This is a genomic window from Kribbella hippodromi, assembly GCF_039531045.1.
GTDB lineage: Bacteria > Actinomycetota > Actinomycetes > Propionibacteriales > Kribbellaceae > Kribbella > Kribbella hippodromi.
This window is the reverse complement of record NZ_BAAAPH010000001.1, coordinates 417,211-433,749: the sequence shown is the minus strand read 5'-3', so window position 1 is coordinate 433,749 and position 16,539 is coordinate 417,211. Positions and strand designations below refer to the sequence as shown.

Genomic DNA, 16,539 nt, shown 5'->3' with positions numbered 1-16,539 from the left:
CGCAGTTGCGGAAGTATGCTGTCTACCGTGCCGAATTTGCGGGTGAGCGAAGCAGCCGCGCTGCTCGGAGTCAGCGACGACACGGTGCGTCGCTGGATCGACCAGGGCCGGCTGCCGTCGACACAGGAGAACGGGCGGATGGCCGTCGAGGGGCAGGCGCTGGCCGCGTTCGCCCAGCAGCTGGCCGAGACGCCGGAGCCGGGCGCCACCGCGGCCGCCTCGGCCCGGAACCGGATGCGCGGGATCGTCACCCGCGTCCTGAAGGACGGCGTGATGGCCCAGGTCGAGATGCAGGCCGGGCCGTTCCGCGTCGTCTCGCTGATGAGCCGTGAGGCCGCCGACGAGCTCGGGCTGGAGCCCGGCGTGGTGGCCGTCGCCTCGATCAAGTCCACCCATGTCGTCGTCGAAATCCCGGAGGCCTGATGTTCCGCCGCGCTGCCCTCGCCGCTCTGGCCACGGTCGCCACGCTCGCCCTGGCCGGCTGTGGGGACAACTCCGCCGACAAGGCGCCGGTCGGTTCGTCGTCACAATCGGGCAGCACGAGCAGCAGCGGCACGCCGGCCGTGTCCGGGACGATCAACGTCTTCGCCGCCGCCTCGCTGACCGGCACCTTCACCCAGCTCGGCAAGGACTTCGAGGCCGCGCACCCGGGCGTCAAGGTGACGTTCAACTTCGGCGGCAGCTCGGCGCTCGCGCAGCAGCTCAACCAGGGCGCGCCGGCCGATGTCTTCGCCTCCGCGGCACCGAAGAACATGGACCAGGTGACGGACAAGGGCACCCCGACGAACTTCGTCAAGAACACCCTCGAGATCGCCGTACCCAAGGGCAACCCGGGCAAGATCACCGGCCTGAAGGACTTCGCCGACAAGGCCAAGAAGATCGCGCTCTGCGCACCGCAGGTGCCGTGCGGCGCGGCGGCCGACAAGGTGTTCACGGCGGCCGGGATCACGCCGCAGCCGGACAGCCTGGAGCAGGACGTGAAGGCGGCACTGACCAAGGTCAGCCTCGGCGAGGTGGATGCGGCGCTGGTCTACAAGACGGACGTGCTGTCCGCGAAGGGCAAGGTCGACGGCATCGAGTTCCCCGAGTCGAGCAAGGCCGTCAACGAGTACCCGATCGCCACGCTGTCCAAGGCGCCGAACCCTGATGGCGCGAAGGCGTTCGTCGACTTCGTCCTGTCCGACAAGGGCAAGGCAGTACTGACCGCGGCCGGCTTCTCCGCACCGTGAGTCGCCGTGGCAGGAGTACAACTGGGCGGCTGCCCCTCGTACTCCTGCTGCCTGCACTGATCGGTCTGGCGTTCCTGCTGGTCCCACTTGTCGGCCTGCTGGCCAAAGCACCTTGGTCGACGCTGCCGGACCGCCTGTTCAGTGCGGACGTGTGGCAGGCACTGAAGCTGTCACTGATCTGCGCCACCAGCGCTACCGCGGTTTGCCTAGTCCTGGGCGTACCCCTGGCGTGGTTGCTCGCGAGAGGCGGGTTGCCTGGCCGGAGCGTGATTAGAGCGTTCGTCACTGTCCCACTAGTGCTCCCGCCGGTTGTGGGAGGCGTTGCACTACTGCTCGTGCTCGGGCGGCGCGGTCTGGTCGGCCAGTACCTGGATGCCTGGTTCGGGATCTCGCTACCGTTCACCACCGCCGGTGTGATCGTGGCAGAAGCCTTTGTAGCCATGCCGTTCCTGGTGATCTCAGTCGAAGGCGCCCTGCGGGCCGCCGACCCCCGCTACGAAGAAGCGGCCGCCACGCTCGGTGCAAGTCGATGGATGACCTTCCGGCGCGTGACACTGCCGTCGATCGCTCCCGGCATCATCGCGGGGACCGTACTGTGCTGGGCCCGCGCACTAGGTGAGTTCGGCGCAACCATCACCTTCGCCGGCAACTTCCCGGGGCGTACGACGACCATGCCCCTCGCCGTCTACCTCGCACTGGAAACAGACCCCGATGTAGCGGTTGTACTCAGTCTGGTGCTCCTACTGGTGTCAGTAGTCGTCCTGGCCTCCCTACGCGAGCGCTGGTTGGGCGGACTGCAATGACCTTGTCCGCCAACCTCCAAGTCACCCGGGGCCCTTTCGAACTGTCCGTCGACCTGACCGTGGAACCAGGTGAGGTCGTGGCGCTCCTCGGCCCCAACGGCGCCGGCAAGACCACTGCGCTTCGCTCCATCGCCGGCCTGCTCGCCCTGAACGGCGGGCGCATCGTCCTCGACTCCACGGTCTGGGACGAACCACCCCGCACATTCCGTACGCCGGACCGCCGCCCCATAGGTGTCGTCTTCCAGGACTACCTGCTCTTCAACCACCTCAGCTGCCTGGAGAACGTGGCCTTCGGCCTGCGCGCCCGCGGAGTGGACAAAGCCAGTGCCAGGACAACAGCAGCCCGCTGGCTGAAGACAGTCGGCCTGGAGGCGTACGCCCGTACGCGCCCACGTGCTTTGTCCGGCGGCCAGGCGCAGCGCGTCGCACTGGCCCGCGCACTGGCCACCGAGCCAGAGCTGCTCCTGCTAGACGAACCACTAGCAGCCCTAGACGCCAGCACCACCCTGCACGTACGGGCCGAGCTTGGCCAGCACCTGCGCCGGTTCGACGGCCGTACTCTGTTGGTCACCCACGACCCGCTGGACGCCATGGTGCTGGCAGATCGGCTGATCATCATCGAGAACGGCCAGGTAGTACAGGAAGGCAAACCGACCGAAGTAGCGCATCGCCCGCGCACCGACTACGTAGCCCAGCTTGTAGGCCTCAACCTCTACCGGGGCACTGCAACCAGCACCACAGTCGCACTGACCGACGGCGGCAGCATCACCCTCGCTGAGCCCGCCACCGGCCCAGTACACGTCGCTTTCCCACCTACTGCGGTCAGCCTCTACCCAGAACCGCCTTCCGGCAGTCCGCGCAACACCTGGCCCGCAGTGGTCACCGGTATCGAACAGCACGCCCACACCGTCCGCGTACGCCTCGACGCCTCACCCGCCGGCCCGAAGGACCTGCTCGCCGACATCACCACCGCGGCCGTCGCCGAGCTGCACCTGACCCCCGGCCAGCCCCTGCACGCGACCCTGAAGGCGACCGAGGTCCACACCTACCCGGTGTGACCACGACTCATCCGGGGCGAAGTTACGCCCCGTGATGCGGTTGTCGCGGATTGACATCTTGTTACGGGCCGTTCCACGCTCAGGGCGCGCGATGAGGTAACGAAGAGTGTTTAGATACTCACTCGTAGTGTGTGCATTCTTCACATCAGAGTGATGACATCGTGCACTACGCCGACCCCCGGCCGGGCGCCCAAGATGTGGCGGGGCACCACGAAAGGGGGGTCGGACAGTCATGCACGAGAGTTACGAGTTCTACTGCCTAGCGGACCGGCGGTTCTACGAGACGCCGGCGAACCGTGGTGCCGAGCACCCGGACTTCGCGATCACCAAGCGCGAGTTGCCGGACGGCTGGCAGCACGTGCCAGGCGAGCAGTGGATGCACTACGCGCCGACCGGACTCCGGCTGCCCGAGCAGGGCTGGAAGATCCACGTGTCGGCGCGCTTGCAGGACGTCGAGCGAACCCTGGATGCAGTCTGGGCGTACTGCGTCCCGCGCGGCATCGCGTTCAAGTTCCTGCGCAACGAAGCCGTTCTGCTGATGGTCAACTCCAAGGCCGCTCCCCGCGGGTCGAGCGGCAAGCTGGTGACCATCTACCCGACCGACGAGGCCCAGCTGGAGCTCGTCCTCAAGGAGCTCGACGAGGTACTGCACGGCGTCGAAGGCCCTTATATCCTGAGCGATCTGCGCTACGCGGACGGTCCGCTCTTCGTCCGGTACGGCGCGTTCGTCAGCCGCTACTGCCTCTCTCCGACCGGCGAGCGCGTGCTCGCGATCGCGGACGACCGCGGCAACCTGGTTCCGGATCATCGCGGCCCGACGTTCGTCACGCCGCCGTGGGTGCAGCTGCCGGACTTCCTGCAGCCGCACCTCGACGCCCGGAACGCGGTCACCACCAACGACCTCGCGTACACGATCGACGGCGTCATCCAGTTCTCCAACGGCGGCGGCGTCTACCTCGGCCACCACAACGAGTCCGGCGAGCGCGTCGTGCTCAAGGAAGGCCGCCCGCACGCGGGCCTGGACATGGCCGGCCGGGACGCCGTCGCCCGGATCGCGCACGAACGCGACATCCTCGAGCAGCTCACCGGCCTCGACGCCGTACCGCGGACGCACGACTATCTGCAGCTCGGCGATCACCACTTCCTGGTCCAGGAACACATCGACTCGGTGTCCCTGCAGCGCGAGCTGGTCCGGCGCTACCCGCTGACCCACCCGGACGCGACCGACGCGGACAAGGCGGCGTACGCCGAGTGGGCGACCGCGATGGTGACGAAGGTCGGCGAGGCCGTCGGGCAGCTGCACGAGCGGGGCGTGGTCTTCTGCGACCTGCACCCGGACAACCTGCTGCTGGACGTGAACGGCAAGCTCACGCTGATCGACTTCGAGGTCGCGACCAAGGCGGAGGACCAGGCCCGTTCCACGCTGGCCCACCCCGGGTACGCGGCGCCGCAGGACCGGCAGGGCATCGACGTCGACCGGTACGCACTGGCCTGCATCGCGCTCGGTGTGTACGCACCGCAGGCAACGATCTTGCTGAATCTCCATCCGGGCAAGGCGTTCCAGCTCGCGGACATGATCGCCAGTACCTTCCCCGTACCGCGCGCCGCGCTCGACGAGGCCGTACGGACCATCGTCGGATCGAATACGAAAAACGACCTCGCAGACCTCGCACTACCGGGCCAAGCCGAGTGGACCGATGTACGCGCCGCATTGACCAAGTCGATCGTCGCCAGCGCGACACCGGAGCGTACCGACCGGCTCTTCCCCGGCGACATCGCACAGTTCCGCGACGGCGGCGGCATCGACCTCGCCACCGGCGCAGCCGGCGTCCTGTACGCCCTGGCGAAGACCGGCGCCGGACGCTTCCCGGAGTACGACGACTGGCTCCGCAAGCGCGCCATCAGTACGGAGACCGGCCCCGGCTTGTACGACGGGCTGCACGGCGTCGCGCACGTACTGGACGAGCTCGGCCACCACCAGGACGCACTGGACCTGGTCGACCGCACTCTCGCCGACGACTGGAGCTTCCGCGAGCTCGGCATGCACTCCGGCCTGGCCGGTATCGGGCTGAGCCTGCTGCACTTCGACACCGAGCCGGCGCTGCGCGCGAAGGCAGTCCGCGTGCTCGACCTGGTAGCTGACCGGCTCGGCACCGACGTACCGGAGATCAGCGGCGGTCAGTACGCACGCGCCGGTCTGATGTACGGATCGTCGGGCCCCGCACTGCTCTTCCTGAACGCGTACGAGCTGCTCGGTGACACCGGCCTCCTCGACCTCGCGGAGATCGCCATCCGGCAGGACCTGAAGCGGACCGTACTGACCGAGGACGGCATGCGCCAGGTCAATCAAGGCTGGCGCACCCTGCCGTACCTCGAAGAAGGCTCCGCCGGGGTCGCACTCGTACTGGCGCGCTACCTGCGCCACCGGCCGTCCGACGAGCTCGCCGTGACGCTGCGCGAGCTGCAGCGGGTCACGCACTGCTCCTTCTACGTCCAGCCTGGTCTGTTCATGGGCCGCGCCGGTCTGCTCCTCACCGCCGCCGCTCTCGGCGAGGACCAGGCCACGGTCGACGACCTGGTCCACGGCCTCGGCTGGCATGCGATGCCCTTCGAAGGCGGCCTCGCGTACCCCGGCAACCAGCTGCTGCGGTTGTCGATGGACCTGTCGACCGGATCGGCCGGCGTCCTGCTGGCCCTGGGTACGGCGCTGCACGACGCGCCGGTGACCCTCCCGTTCCTCGGACCTCCCCAGTGGTCCGAGTATCCATCCCGACGTGCACCGAAGGAGGTGTAAAACATGGCACTTCTCGACCTTCAGGGCCTCGAGACCCCGGGTTACGGCCACCACGGCCACCACCACGGCGGCTCCACGCTGACCGTGCTGGGCTGCGCTTCGCAGACCCCGAGCAACCTGAGCCTGCTGCTCTGCCACTGACAACGGCACCTGTTATGCCAGGTAGTGAGGCCCTGGGTGGGCGGCATACCCACCCAGGGCCGACCTGTCTCCCAACTCCTGAGGGCGGCCCTCTTGTAGCCCGGCGGCCCCGGGCTCGTTGACCTGGTGGACGGAAGGAGCAGTGAGGTGATCGATTCCGTGCAGTCGCATCCATGCGCCGAGCGCCTGTCGCTCGTGGAGCAGATGCACGGCCGTACCGTCGCGGACCCGTACCGCCGGCTCGAGGACCCCACGGCCGCGGGCACCCTGCGGTGGTTGCAGGACCAGGACGACCACTGGCTCACGTACGCCGGGACGCTGACCAACCGGTTCGGCTGGAAGAACGCTGTCCGCCGCCTGTCGGCCGTCGGCAGTGTCTCCGCACCAGTCCGGCGCGGCGGCCGCAGCTTCACGCTGCGCCGAGCAGCCGACCAGGACCACGCCGTGCTGTACGTCGACGAGACGCCCCTCCTCGACCCGAAGCAACTCGACCCCACCGGTTTGACCACGCTGGACGCCTGGCAGCCCACCCCGGACGGCAGCAAGCTCGCGGTGCAGCTGTCCCGCGGCGGTGACGAGCGCTCGATGCTCTCTGTACTCGATGTAGCCACCGGTCTGACCATCGACGGTCCAATCGACGGCTGCCGCTACTCCCCGATCGCCTGGCTTCCGGACGGGACGTCCTTCTACTACGTCCGCTACCGCCAGGTACGCCACCACCAGCTCGGTGTCCGCGAGGACAGCATCGTGCTCGACAGCGAGGCGACGTACGGCTTGGAGATCAGTGCCGACGGCCGCTGGCTGACGATCACCGCAGTACGCGGTACGGGGAATGACCTGTGGCTCGCTGACCTGACTACGGATGCTCCACCTGCGTACGTACCGCAGGAAGCCACCACGATTATGTCGGTCGGTCCGGACGGCCGCCTGTACGTCGTGACCACGCAGGACTCCCCTACCGGGCGGATCTGCGTCGGTGACCCGGCTGAGCCGACTGTGTGGCATGACTACATCCAGCCGAGCGGACCGTTGACCGGTCTGGCCGTTCTGGACGACGTCGTTCTGGTAGGTACTCTGAGCGAAATCACCGTGCACGACCGTGAGACCGGACAGCTGACCGGCGTACTTGAACTGCCCGGTCTCGGGTCAGTCGGGTCACTGAGCGCGGACGGCGACGAGGCCTGGTTCACGTACACCGACAGCGTCACGCCGCCAACGGTCTGCCGCTATGACGCCCGTACTGGCCGGACGACCTACCAGTCCGAGGCCCGCGCCCAGGTGGAGACGCACAAGCTGACCACCAGCTCCGGTGTGGAGCTGCAGATCATCGGCAAGCCCGGTCCGCGCCCCACCATCCTGTACGGGTACGGCGGCTTCGGGCAGTCGCTCACCCCGACGTACTCGGCATTCGCGCTGGCCTGGGTCGAAGCCGGTGGCACTTTCGTCACCGCGGCAGTGCGTGGTGGTGGCGAACGCGGTACCGCCTCGCACCTGGCCGGCACGCGCCACAACAAGCAGAAGGTCTTCGACGACTTCATCGAAGCTGCCGAGCATCTAGTAGCTGCTGGTTGGACAAGCACTGATCAGCTAGCTCTGTGTGGTGAGTCGAACGGCGGCCTACTAGTAGCCGCTGCACTCACCCAGCGACCCGACCTGTTCGCAGCAGCCGTCTGCTCCGCGCCACTCACCGACATGGTTCGCTACGAACAGTCCGGCCTCGGCGCACGCTGGACCGCCGAGTACGGCTCGGTGCAGGACCCGGGTGACTTCAACGCACTGCTGTCGTACTCGCCGTACCACCAGGTGACAGCGGGCGTGCAGTACCCGGCCGTACTGCTCACCAGCTTCGGCAACGACACTCGCGTGGACCCCTTGCATGCAAGGAAGTTCTGCGCAGCGCTCCAGTACGCAACCGCGTCGCACCGCCCGGTGCTGCTGCGGCATGAGGCGGATGCGGGGCACACCACCGGCGGCATCAACTTGGCCGCCGACATGCTGGCCTTCATCGCCGACCAGACCGGCTTGAGCACATGATCACCTTCGGCGAGGTCGCCAAGCACGGGCGCGGCTGGCTGCCGTTGATCGGGCTCAACGCGCTGATCGGCAGCGGGGTGACGCTCGCCTTGCCGACGGTCCTCGGGCGGTCGGTGGATTCGATCGTGGCCGGTTCCGGGTACACGCGGTGGCTGGTCGTCGCGGCCTCGCTGATCGCGCTGGGAGTGGCGGCCAGCATCGTGGACGCCTTCGCCGGGGCCGCCTGTGTCGCGGAGACGACCGCCTGGCTACGGCGCCGACTGGTCAAGCACGTCGTACGCGGTGGTCCGGACGGCGCCCGTGAGTTGGAGACCGGCGACCTGGTCACGCGAGTGTCCGCCAACGCCTCAGATGCCGCGCAGGCCGGACCGGCCGCGGTAACAGCGATTGCCGCGATCGCTCCGCCGGTCGGGAGTCTGGTCCTGCTCGCGTTCATCGACCCATGGCTCGCGGCCGCGTTCTTCGGCGGCGTGCTGCTCGTCGTCCTGGTGCTGTGGACGTTCGCCAAGCGGACCGCCGACGTGAGCCTGGCCTACCAGGAGACGCAGGGCCGGATCGCCGCGCTGCTGTCCGAGTCACTCACCGGCCTCCGCACCATCACGGCCGCGGGCACGGCTGAGCGCGAGGAGAGCCGCATCCTCGGCCTGCTGCCCGAGCTGCACCGGAATGGCGTCGTCACCTGGCGCATCCTGGCCCGCTCCGGCGCGCAGGCCGCGGTAGTCGGTCCTCTCGTACTCGTCGCCGTTCTGGCCGTCGGCGGGCTGCAGCTCGTATCCGGCCGGATCACCGCGGGTGAGTTGTTCGCCGCCTCGCAGTACGCCGTCCTTGGCGCGGGGCTCGGCAACCTGACCGGTGTGCTCGGCGAGCTCGCCCGCGCCAAGGCAGGCGTACGGCGATCCGCCGAGGTGATCGCGATCGAGCACGTCCCGCACGGCACGCTGCCGTTGCCGGCCGGGCCGGGACAGCTGACGTTCGACCGGGTCAGCGTGATCGCCGACGGGAATGTCCTGCTGGACAACGTGAATCTCGACCTTCCCGGCGGCCTGACCGTCGCCGTTGTCGGCCCGAGTGGCGCCGGCAAGTCAGTACTCGCCGCAGTGGCCGCACGGTTGCGGGATCCGTCGACCGGACAGGTGTCGCTGGACGGCGTACCGCTCCAGGCAGTCAGCCGGCGCGTGCTGCGGAAGGCGGTCGGGTGCGCTTTCGAGCGTCCGCAGCTGGTCGGCCGAACCATTGGCGAGGCCATCGATCCGCACGCGGTCAGTCCGGTCCGTACGCTCGCCGCCGCCCGCGCCACGCACGCGCACGACTTCGTCAGCCGGCTGCCCGAGGGCTACTTCACTTCGTTGCGCAAGGCACCGATGTCCGGCGGCGAACGGCAGCGCCTCGGCCTGGCCCGGGCCTGGCCGGCCAGTCGCTTGCTCGTCCTGGACGATGCCACCTCCAGTCTCGACACCGCGACCGAACGTCAGATCAGCCGCACGCTGACCGAGGACCGGCAGCACCGCACCCGCCTGATCGTCACCCACCGCCCCGCGACCGCCGCCCACGCCGACCTGGTCATCTGGCTCGACCAGGGCCGAGTCCGCGCGATCGCCCCGCACGCCGACCTCTGGCACAACCCGTCGTACCGGGACGTGTTCGGATGAGACGCGAGCTGTCGTACGGCACGCAGGCGCTGAAGAGGCGGGCCACGCTCAAGCTGGTGGCGTGGTCGGTGCCGGAGATCCTGCCTACCGCGGTCTACGGGATCGCGGTGGCGCGGGCGACTGACAGCTTTCTCGGTGGGAGGACCTGGCAGGGCATCGCGTGGCTCGGCGGGCTGGTCGCGACGGCCGGCTTGGGCTCCGCGGGCGCCCGGCAGGTGTACGCGCGACTCGGCGATCTGGTCGAGCCGCTGCGCGACGACCTGGTCCGACGCGTGGTCGGCGGAGCGCTCCGGTCCGGTGACGACGGCTCGGTCGCGCGGCTGAACCGTCAGGTCGAGATCGTCCGGGACACGTTCGCGGGCCTGGTCCTCGTCCTGCGGAGTTTCGCGGTCACGCTCTTCGGCGTGCTGACCGGGTTGTTGTCGCTGGCTCCGCTCGTGGCGGCGTTCGTCGTACCGCCGTTCCTGATCGGGTTCGCGCTGTCCCTTGCGGTGCTGGGGATGGCGGCCGATCGGGTGCGTGCGTCGCTGGCCGCGGACGAGGAGCTCGCGGCGTCGGCCGGGATGGTGTTCGGCGGGGTTCGCGACATCACGGCGGCCGGCAGCGAGGAGTACGCCGAATGGCTGGCCGGGCGGCCGATCGAGGCGCACGCGGCGGCCGAGCGCGCGCTGGCGAAGGTCGCCGCGCTCCGGACGTTGTGCTTCGCGGTCGGCGGCTGGCTGCCGTTGCTGATCCTGCTCGCGACCGGTCCGTGGCTGGTCGGGCGTGGCGTCAGCACCGGTACATTGCTCGGCGGCCTCACGTACGTGCTGATCGGTCTGCAACCGGCTTTGAACACAGTGATGAACGCCCTGGGCGACAGCGGCCTGCGGTACGTGATCACGCTCGGCCGGATTCTCGACACTTCACCGGCCGCTGCCCAACCGCGGCCGATCGACAAGCTCACCGGGTACCAGGTCGGCGTCCACGAACTGACCTTCGCCTACGGACCGAACGCCGAGCCGGTGCTGGACAAACTCGAACTGACAATCCCCGAAGGCGAGCATCTCGCCGTCGTCGGCCCGAGCGGAATCGGCAAGTCGACATTGGCCGGCCTGATCTGCGGCATGCTCACCCCGACCGGCGGGCAGCTGCTGCTCGGCGGCGCGGCACCGACCGAGGTGACCACGCAGCGGCTGGCCGCGACCCGGGTGCTGATCCCCCAGGAGGCGTACGTCTTCACCGGCACCGTCCGCGCCAACCTGAGCTACTTGTTGCCAGAAGCAACGGATGGGCAACTCGACAAGGCGGTGGACGCGATCGGCGCGACCCGCTTGATCGACCGCATCGGCGGCTTGGACGCCGACGTACGGCCGGGCGACCTGTCCGCCGGGGAGAAGCAGCTGATCGCGTTGGTTCGGGCGTACGTGTCGCCCGCGCCGCTGGTCGTACTGGACGAGGCGACCTGCTTCCTCGACCCGGAGGCGGAACGGCAGGCCGAGGAGGCGTTCGCCCAGCGCGACGGGACCTTGGTCGTGATCGCGCACCGGATCAGCTCGGCACTGCGCGCGCGCCGGATCCTCGTCCTGGACGGCAACAAGGCCGCGCTCGGTACGCATGCCGGCCTGCTGCGGACGTCACCGCTCTACCGCGACCTCCACGGCAACTGGACGCCAAGCAGTAACAGTACGGTTCAGATCCAGCCCGCGTCCTGAGCCTTCCGGATCGCCTCGATCCGGCTCCGCGAACCGGTCTTCGCGAGAATCCGGGACAGATAGTTGCGGACCGTCCCCGCGCTGAGACTGAGCGTCCGGGCAACTTCCTGGGCGGTGGCACCGGTGGTGACCTGACGCAACACCTCGCACTCGCGATCCGTGAGTGGGTTGTCACCGGCCTTCAGCGCCGCCACCGCGAGGCGTACGTCCACCACCGGCAGGCCCTTCGCGACATCGCGCACTGCCTGCACCAGTTGGTCAGTGGTCGCATCCGTTGCCATCAGCCCGATTCGCGGCGCCTGTTTCACCAGGGCCAGGCTGGTCGCCGCGATCGCCTCATGGTCGATCAGCACCAGTACGCCCCGGCCGGACAGCTTGCGGCAGAGTTCTTCGATCCGGATCCGGCCCGGCAGCTGCGGATCGAGCACGACCACATCCGGACGCCGCCCCGCCACCGCCAGCACGTCGTCCGAGCAGTCCAGCTCGGCCACCACGTCGAGGTCGTTCTCCCGCGCCAGCACCGTGGCCAGCGCCCCACGCACCAGCACTCCCCGATGCCCGAGTGCTACCCGGATCACCCTGCCCCCAATACATACCGTCGCCGCATCCACCGCGCCGCGGAAACCCACTGACCGGACGACGGTGCCCGTGTTTCGATCAACGAGTGAACCCACCGAATGACACGGCCGACCTGCCGATCCGGCCCGGCGGGCAAGGCCCGGCGCCGTCCCGCCGGCCGATGTGGGCAGCGTCACGATGCTTGCCGCCGGCACCGTCGAGGGGGTTGAGTCGACCCTGCTCAAGTGGGCTGCCCAGGTGCGCTTCGCAGAGCTGGACGGAACCCGGCCGATGATCCGTGATCTGAGGCGTGAAACCGGCCCCGGAACGCTGTTTCAGAAGCTGCATAAACTGATCGGTTTCAGGCATCGAAAAGACCCGGAAACCGTTCTGTCGCAGGGCTTTCCGGACATCAAACTCCGGAAAAAGTTCGGGGCAGATTCCGATCTGGACTTGCGTTTCCGGCGAACCTCGCACAGGATGGCTCAGGTCGCGCCGTTACCGGGGCGTGACCATTCGGACGCAGTCCCGTGACCTCACACGGTGACAAGTCCGAGTGCCCCTCCCCTGTTACGGGGGACGTGGTGTGCCTGCCACGTCCAAGCCCAAGGAGTATTTTTTCCATGCCCAAGGCTCGACATGCGCGCGCCCGGCGAAGCACTCGCCGGGTGGCCCGAACCCTCTCCATCGCCGGTCTGGGAGCCGGCATCACCGCCATCGGCACCGCCTCGGCCTTCGCGGCCGACTACACGGTCAAGCCCGGTGACACCCTCTCCGAGATCGCCCAGGCCAACGGCACCAGCTGGCAGGACCTGGCGAAGGTGAACCACCTGAAGGACCCGAACCTGATCCTGATCGGGCAGAGCCTGACCCTGGACGGCGCGAAGAGCTCCGCCGCCCCGGCGCCGCAGGTCACCGAGCAGAAGTCGGATGTGCGCAAGTCGTACACCAAGAAGTCCGACTCGTCGGACTCGAAGAAGTCCAGCCGCGAGTCCAGGTCGAGCCGGTCCCAGGACCGCCCGAAGGCGAGCAACAGCGGCGGCAAGGCCAGCCTGAGCGGCGCCTGGGCCAAGGTCGCGAACTGCGAGTCCAGCGGCAACCCGCGGGCCGTGAACGGCGCCGGCTACTACGGCCTGTTCCAGTTCGACCTGCAGACCTGGCGCAGTGTCGGCGGCTCCGGCAACCCGGCGCAGGCCTCGGCCGGCGAGCAGCTGATGCGGGCGAAGAAGCTGTACGCGCAGCGCGGCGCTTCCCCGTGGCCGGTCTGCGGTAAGCACCTCCGCTGATCACTGGACCGCGGGCCGGGCGATGGCCGGATGACCGTCCTCGCCCGGCCCAGCGGGACCGATCGATCAGCCGCGGGTGATCACCAGCATCTCGTTGGCACCCGCCTGGAACTCGTACGGCACCTTGCGGACCTCGGTGGTCACGCCGTCGAGCGCCTCCAGCACCTCGGGCAGCCACGGAATCTGATCGCCGGCGCCCTGCACCACCAGCGGGAAGATCCGCACCTCGGCGTTGCTCACCCGGATCAGCTCCCGCAGCGCGGCCTCGTGCCACGCCCGGTCGAACTTGTCGGCCCAGGTGAACAACAGATGTGAGCACAGCACGAGCTCGAATCGGCGGTCGCCGAACGGCAGCTCCGGCAGGCCCGCTGCGACGTACCGCTCCGGCGCCGCCATCACGTCCTGCAGGAACCGGTCGGCGGCCTCGATCCGGTGCTGGTCCCGCTGCTCCGGCGTCCCGTACCAGTGCCAGACGAAGCTCGCCTTGTGCTCGTCGACAATGCCCGATCCGGCCGGCAGGCTGCGCCGGACGGTGTCCACCAGCTCCGGCGTCTCCAGTTCGTACGCCGGGTCGACCGCGATCGCGTCGACGCCCCGGGCCGCGGCTTCGGCCGTGAAGCCGCTTCCGCCGGCGCAGCAGTCGAGGATCGAGTCGGGCAGTTCTTTCAGGTCGAACATCGCTTCGTACTCGGCGTACGAGCGCGAGGTCACCAGCACGGGTCTACCTTTCGACGGAGCTCTTCTTCCGGTCCAGCCGGCGATCCACGGTGGTCGCACCGGCCGCCAGAGCCAGGAAGAGTACCGCCACCAGCAGACAGTTCAGTAGCACCCGTCCGTACCCGTGCTCGCTGACATCGACGAACGGGTACGGGTAGAAGCCGACGAACTCGCCGCGGATCAACGTGAACGCCAGCCACAGCAGCGGGTACACGATCGACCAGCCGACGATCCGCCAGTCGGTCATCCCGCGCGGCCCGAACGCCAGCCAGCCAAGCACTCCGGCCACCGGCGTCGCGGTGTGCAGCAGGAAGTTCGCGACCGCGGCCCAGCCCTTGAAGTCGGCCAGCGGCGCGAGCGCCACGTGGTACACGATTCCGGTCACCGCGATGCAGAGCACACCGTTCAGCCGCAAGGTCCGGAACAGCCTGGTCTGCGCACGATCCGGTTGCGCCGCCAGCATCAGCACGGTCCCGCCGAGCAGCAGGTTCGACTGAATGGTGAAGTACGCGAACACGTTGAACACGCGCTCCGGGTTGTCCGGGAAGAATCCCTCGTGCCCGTTCGCGGTCACCGCGAGCTGGATGACTATCCCGATCACGACCAGCAGGCCGGTGATCGCGGCCCAGATCCGTCCAACCGTCGTCATGCCGGAAATGTACGCCGAGTGACGGCGCGAATCCGGGAGATCAGACCGACTGCTTCTGCTGCGCCGCCTGGACCTCGCCATCCGGCTCGTTGTCCGGCTCGGCGCGGCCGAACGAGTAGCTGAACGAAACGATCGCGTCGATCACCAGCACCAGCGTCCAGGTCCCCGCCGGCCCGAGCACCGCGTTCCAGCCACGCCCGGACAGCAGCCCGAGCCCGATCATGATCGAGACACCGATCACGTACGCGAGCAGGTGCAGGAACCACCCGGACCGCTCGTGCCTGGCCCGCACCGGCCCCTTCTTCGGCAGCTTCGGCGGACGCGGCGCCCCGGCCAGATAGTGCGCCGCCCAGCCGTCCACCCACTTGAGCGTACGGTGACCGAACCCGACGCTGACGCCGACGAAGATCGCGGCCAGCGAATGCTTGAACCCAGGCTCGGCGCCGCGGTGGATGTCGATCACACTGGCGCCGAGCAGGATCACGTCGACCAGCGGCACCGCGGCGAGCAGGACCAGGCCGGTCCGCCGCCACCGCAGCAGGTACCGCGTGACCATGCCGGCGGCGAGCAGCACCCAGAACCCGATCTCACACCCGGCGATCACAGCGACCAGCACGACGTTCACCCTCCCCAAGATTTCCGGCCGAGTTGTTTCAACCCGGCCTGTTTCAGTACGACTGTGTTGTAAAAAGACTAACACGGCTGTGCTAAAACGGACCACATGCCGAAGATCGTCGATCATGCGACCCGCCGCGAGGAGATCGCCGAAGCGCTCTGGCGGGTGGTCCGCCGGGACGGCATCCGGGCCGCCTCGGTGCGTACCGTCGCCGCCGAGGCGGGTTGGTCGGCCGGCGCGGTGCGCTATTACTTCCCGGACCAGGACGGCCTGCTCAGCTTCGCGATGGACCTGGTCTCGCAGCGGGTCACCGCCCGGGTCCGCGCGGTCTCGGCCAAGGGCAGCGTGCCGGCGATCGTGCTGCGCTACCTCGACGAGGTGCTGCCGCTGGACGACGAGCGGCGGGCGGAGTTCGACATCTGGCTCGCGTTCATGGCCCAGGCCCAGGCCGAATCCGGCGCCGGTACGTTGCATGCGCTCGTCGACCGGGTGCACAACGAGTTACGTGAACTGTGCACGTTGCTGATCAATGCCCTGACCGAGAACGAGCTGCTGCGGGACGGACTCGACGTACGCCGCGAGATCGAACGTTTGCATGCCTTCCTCGACGGCCTGGCCCTGCACGCGGCGATCCAGCCGGCGCACTCCACGCCGGCCCGGATCCGGCAGCTGATGCGGCATCACATCGAGTCACTGCTGAGCTGAAAGGCCCTGCAAAAGCTGGGATTTCGGACAAGAATCGCCGCGACCGGACCAAAACCGCGCGGCGCATGGCACGATCACTCGCATGGAGTCCGAGGGGGTGATCGTCGTCAGCGGAATCATGGCGGCGGGGAAGTCGTCGGTGTCGCAAATGCTGGCCGAACGCTTCCAGTACGGGGTGCATCTGCGCGGCGATGTTTTCCGCCGGATGATCGTCAGCGGGCAAGCCTCGATGTCCGAGGACGTCCTCGAAGCGCAACGCCAATTGCAGCTGCGCTACCGGCTCGCTTGCCAGGCCGCCGACTCGTACGCGAAGGCCGGTTTCACCGTGGTCCTGCAGGACGTGGTGATCGGTGAGTTGCTGCGCGAGTTCCTGGACGGCATCCGGACCCGCCCGCGGTACCTGGTCGTCCTGACGCCGCGGCCCGACGTGATCTCCAACCGGATCGGCGGGGCGCGCCATCTGGTCGACGAGCTCGACTACGAGCTGCACGCGTTCAGTCCGCGTCGTGGGCTGTGGCTGGACAACTCCGACCTGTCGGTCGGTGAGACCGTCGACGCGATCCTCGGCCGGCTGGACGAGGCGCGCTTCGACTGAAGCCGGCTCGA

General features: G+C 68.4%; 17 protein-coding genes. 13 read left to right on the top strand and 4 right to left on the bottom strand.

The genetic code is table 11. The features are described 5' to 3' along the window. Nucleotides 1-36: 36 nt before the first annotated feature. The 9 genes from ABD260_RS02175 to ABD260_RS02135 all read left to right on the top strand — a co-directional run bounded on the left by ABD260_RS02175 (nt 37) and on the right by ABD260_RS02135 (nt 11,402). On the top strand, nt 37-423 hold the full coding sequence (locus ABD260_RS02175) for a TOBE domain-containing protein (RefSeq protein ID WP_425553274.1): 387 nt from the start codon (nt 37-39) through the stop codon (nt 421-423). After that, nucleotides 423-1,229: a molybdate ABC transporter substrate-binding protein gene (gene modA / locus ABD260_RS02170; RefSeq protein WP_344231576.1), complete on the top strand. Its 807-nt coding sequence runs from the start codon at nt 423-425 to the stop codon at nt 1,227-1,229. The genes ABD260_RS02175 and modA overlap by 1 nt, the downstream gene beginning before the upstream one ends. After that, nucleotides 1,226-2,032: a molybdate ABC transporter permease subunit gene (modB, locus tag ABD260_RS02165; RefSeq protein ID WP_344231575.1), complete on the top strand. Its 807-nt coding sequence runs from the start codon at nt 1,226-1,228 to the stop codon at nt 2,030-2,032. Before modA ends, modB begins: the two co-directional genes overlap by 4 nt. Continuing rightward, a complete protein-coding gene (locus tag ABD260_RS02160; protein ID WP_344231574.1) occupies nt 2,029-3,090 on the top strand; it encodes an ABC transporter ATP-binding protein in 1,062 nt (353 codons plus the stop codon). The genes modB and ABD260_RS02160 overlap by 4 nt, the downstream gene beginning before the upstream one ends. 232 nt (nt 3,091-3,322) lie before the next feature. Next, a complete protein-coding gene (gene lanKC, locus ABD260_RS02155) occupies nt 3,323-5,884 on the top strand; it encodes a class III lanthionine synthetase LanKC (RefSeq protein ID WP_344231573.1) in 2,562 nt (853 codons plus the stop codon). Between the two features lie 3 nt (nt 5,885-5,887). After that, complete coding sequence (locus ABD260_RS02150) at nt 5,888-6,025, top strand: SapB/AmfS family lanthipeptide (protein WP_184839847.1); 138 nt, start codon at nt 5,888-5,890, stop codon at nt 6,023-6,025. A gap of 147 nt (nt 6,026-6,172) precedes the next feature. Next, the gene (locus ABD260_RS02145) at nt 6,173-8,059 is read left to right on the top strand and encodes a prolyl oligopeptidase family serine peptidase (RefSeq protein ID WP_344231572.1); all 1,887 of its coding nucleotides are present in this window, start codon (nt 6,173-6,175) and stop codon (nt 8,057-8,059) included. Beyond that, a complete protein-coding gene (locus ABD260_RS02140) occupies nt 8,056-9,708 on the top strand; it encodes an ABC transporter ATP-binding protein (protein WP_344231571.1) in 1,653 nt (550 codons plus the stop codon). Before ABD260_RS02145 ends, ABD260_RS02140 begins: the two co-directional genes overlap by 4 nt. Then, complete coding sequence (locus ABD260_RS02135; RefSeq protein WP_344231570.1) at nt 9,705-11,402, top strand: ATP-binding cassette domain-containing protein; 1,698 nt, start codon at nt 9,705-9,707, stop codon at nt 11,400-11,402. The genes ABD260_RS02140 and ABD260_RS02135 overlap by 4 nt, the downstream gene beginning before the upstream one ends. Here the strand turns inward: ABD260_RS02135 and ABD260_RS02130 are convergent. Continuing rightward, entirely contained in the window at nt 11,381-11,944 is a 564-nt protein-coding gene (locus ABD260_RS02130; RefSeq protein WP_344231569.1) for a response regulator transcription factor, read from the bottom strand. The two genes, ABD260_RS02135 and ABD260_RS02130, sit on opposite strands and share 22 nt — an antisense overlap. A gap of 214 nt (nt 11,945-12,158) precedes the next feature. Here ABD260_RS02130 and ABD260_RS02125 point away from each other — a divergent pair, with 214 nt between their 5' ends. Together ABD260_RS02125 and ABD260_RS02120 are read left to right on the top strand one after the other, a co-directional pair. Next, nucleotides 12,159-12,494 carry a hypothetical protein gene (locus tag ABD260_RS02125; protein ID WP_344231568.1) on the top strand — a complete coding sequence of 112 codons (336 nt, stop codon included), beginning with the start codon at nt 12,159-12,161 and terminating at the stop codon, nt 12,492-12,494. Between the two features lie 89 nt (nt 12,495-12,583). Next, a complete protein-coding gene (locus ABD260_RS02120) occupies nt 12,584-13,246 on the top strand; it encodes a transglycosylase family protein (RefSeq protein WP_344231567.1) in 663 nt (220 codons plus the stop codon). Nucleotides 13,247-13,312: 66 nt separating this feature from the next. Here the strand turns inward: ABD260_RS02120 and ABD260_RS02115 are convergent, their stop codons facing one another. From ABD260_RS02115 to ABD260_RS02105, 3 genes are read right to left on the bottom strand one after another with little or no spacing between them, the layout of a single operon-like run. Next, nucleotides 13,313-13,963 (bottom strand): class I SAM-dependent methyltransferase, encoded by a 651-nt coding sequence (locus ABD260_RS02115; RefSeq protein WP_344231566.1) that lies wholly within the window; start codon nt 13,961-13,963, stop codon nt 13,313-13,315. A gap of 4 nt (nt 13,964-13,967) precedes the next feature. After that, nucleotides 13,968-14,612 carry a Pr6Pr family membrane protein gene (locus tag ABD260_RS02110; RefSeq protein ID WP_344231565.1) on the bottom strand — a complete coding sequence of 215 codons (645 nt, stop codon included), beginning with the start codon at nt 14,610-14,612 and terminating at the stop codon, nt 13,968-13,970. A gap of 40 nt (nt 14,613-14,652) precedes the next feature. Next, nucleotides 14,653-15,228: a 2TM domain-containing protein gene (locus ABD260_RS02105; protein ID WP_344231564.1), complete on the bottom strand. Its 576-nt coding sequence runs from the start codon at nt 15,226-15,228 to the stop codon at nt 14,653-14,655. A 105-nt stretch (nt 15,229-15,333) separates the two neighbouring features. Here ABD260_RS02105 and ABD260_RS02100 point away from each other — a divergent pair, with 105 nt between their 5' ends. Together ABD260_RS02100 and ABD260_RS02095 are read left to right on the top strand one after the other, a co-directional pair. Beyond that, a complete protein-coding gene (locus ABD260_RS02100) occupies nt 15,334-15,933 on the top strand; it encodes a TetR/AcrR family transcriptional regulator (RefSeq protein WP_344231563.1) in 600 nt (199 codons plus the stop codon). 82 nt (nt 15,934-16,015) lie between these two features. Further along, nucleotides 16,016-16,528 (top strand): AAA family ATPase, encoded by a 513-nt coding sequence (locus tag ABD260_RS02095; protein ID WP_344231562.1) that lies wholly within the window; start codon nt 16,016-16,018, stop codon nt 16,526-16,528. Nucleotides 16,529-16,539: the final 11 nt, after the last annotated feature.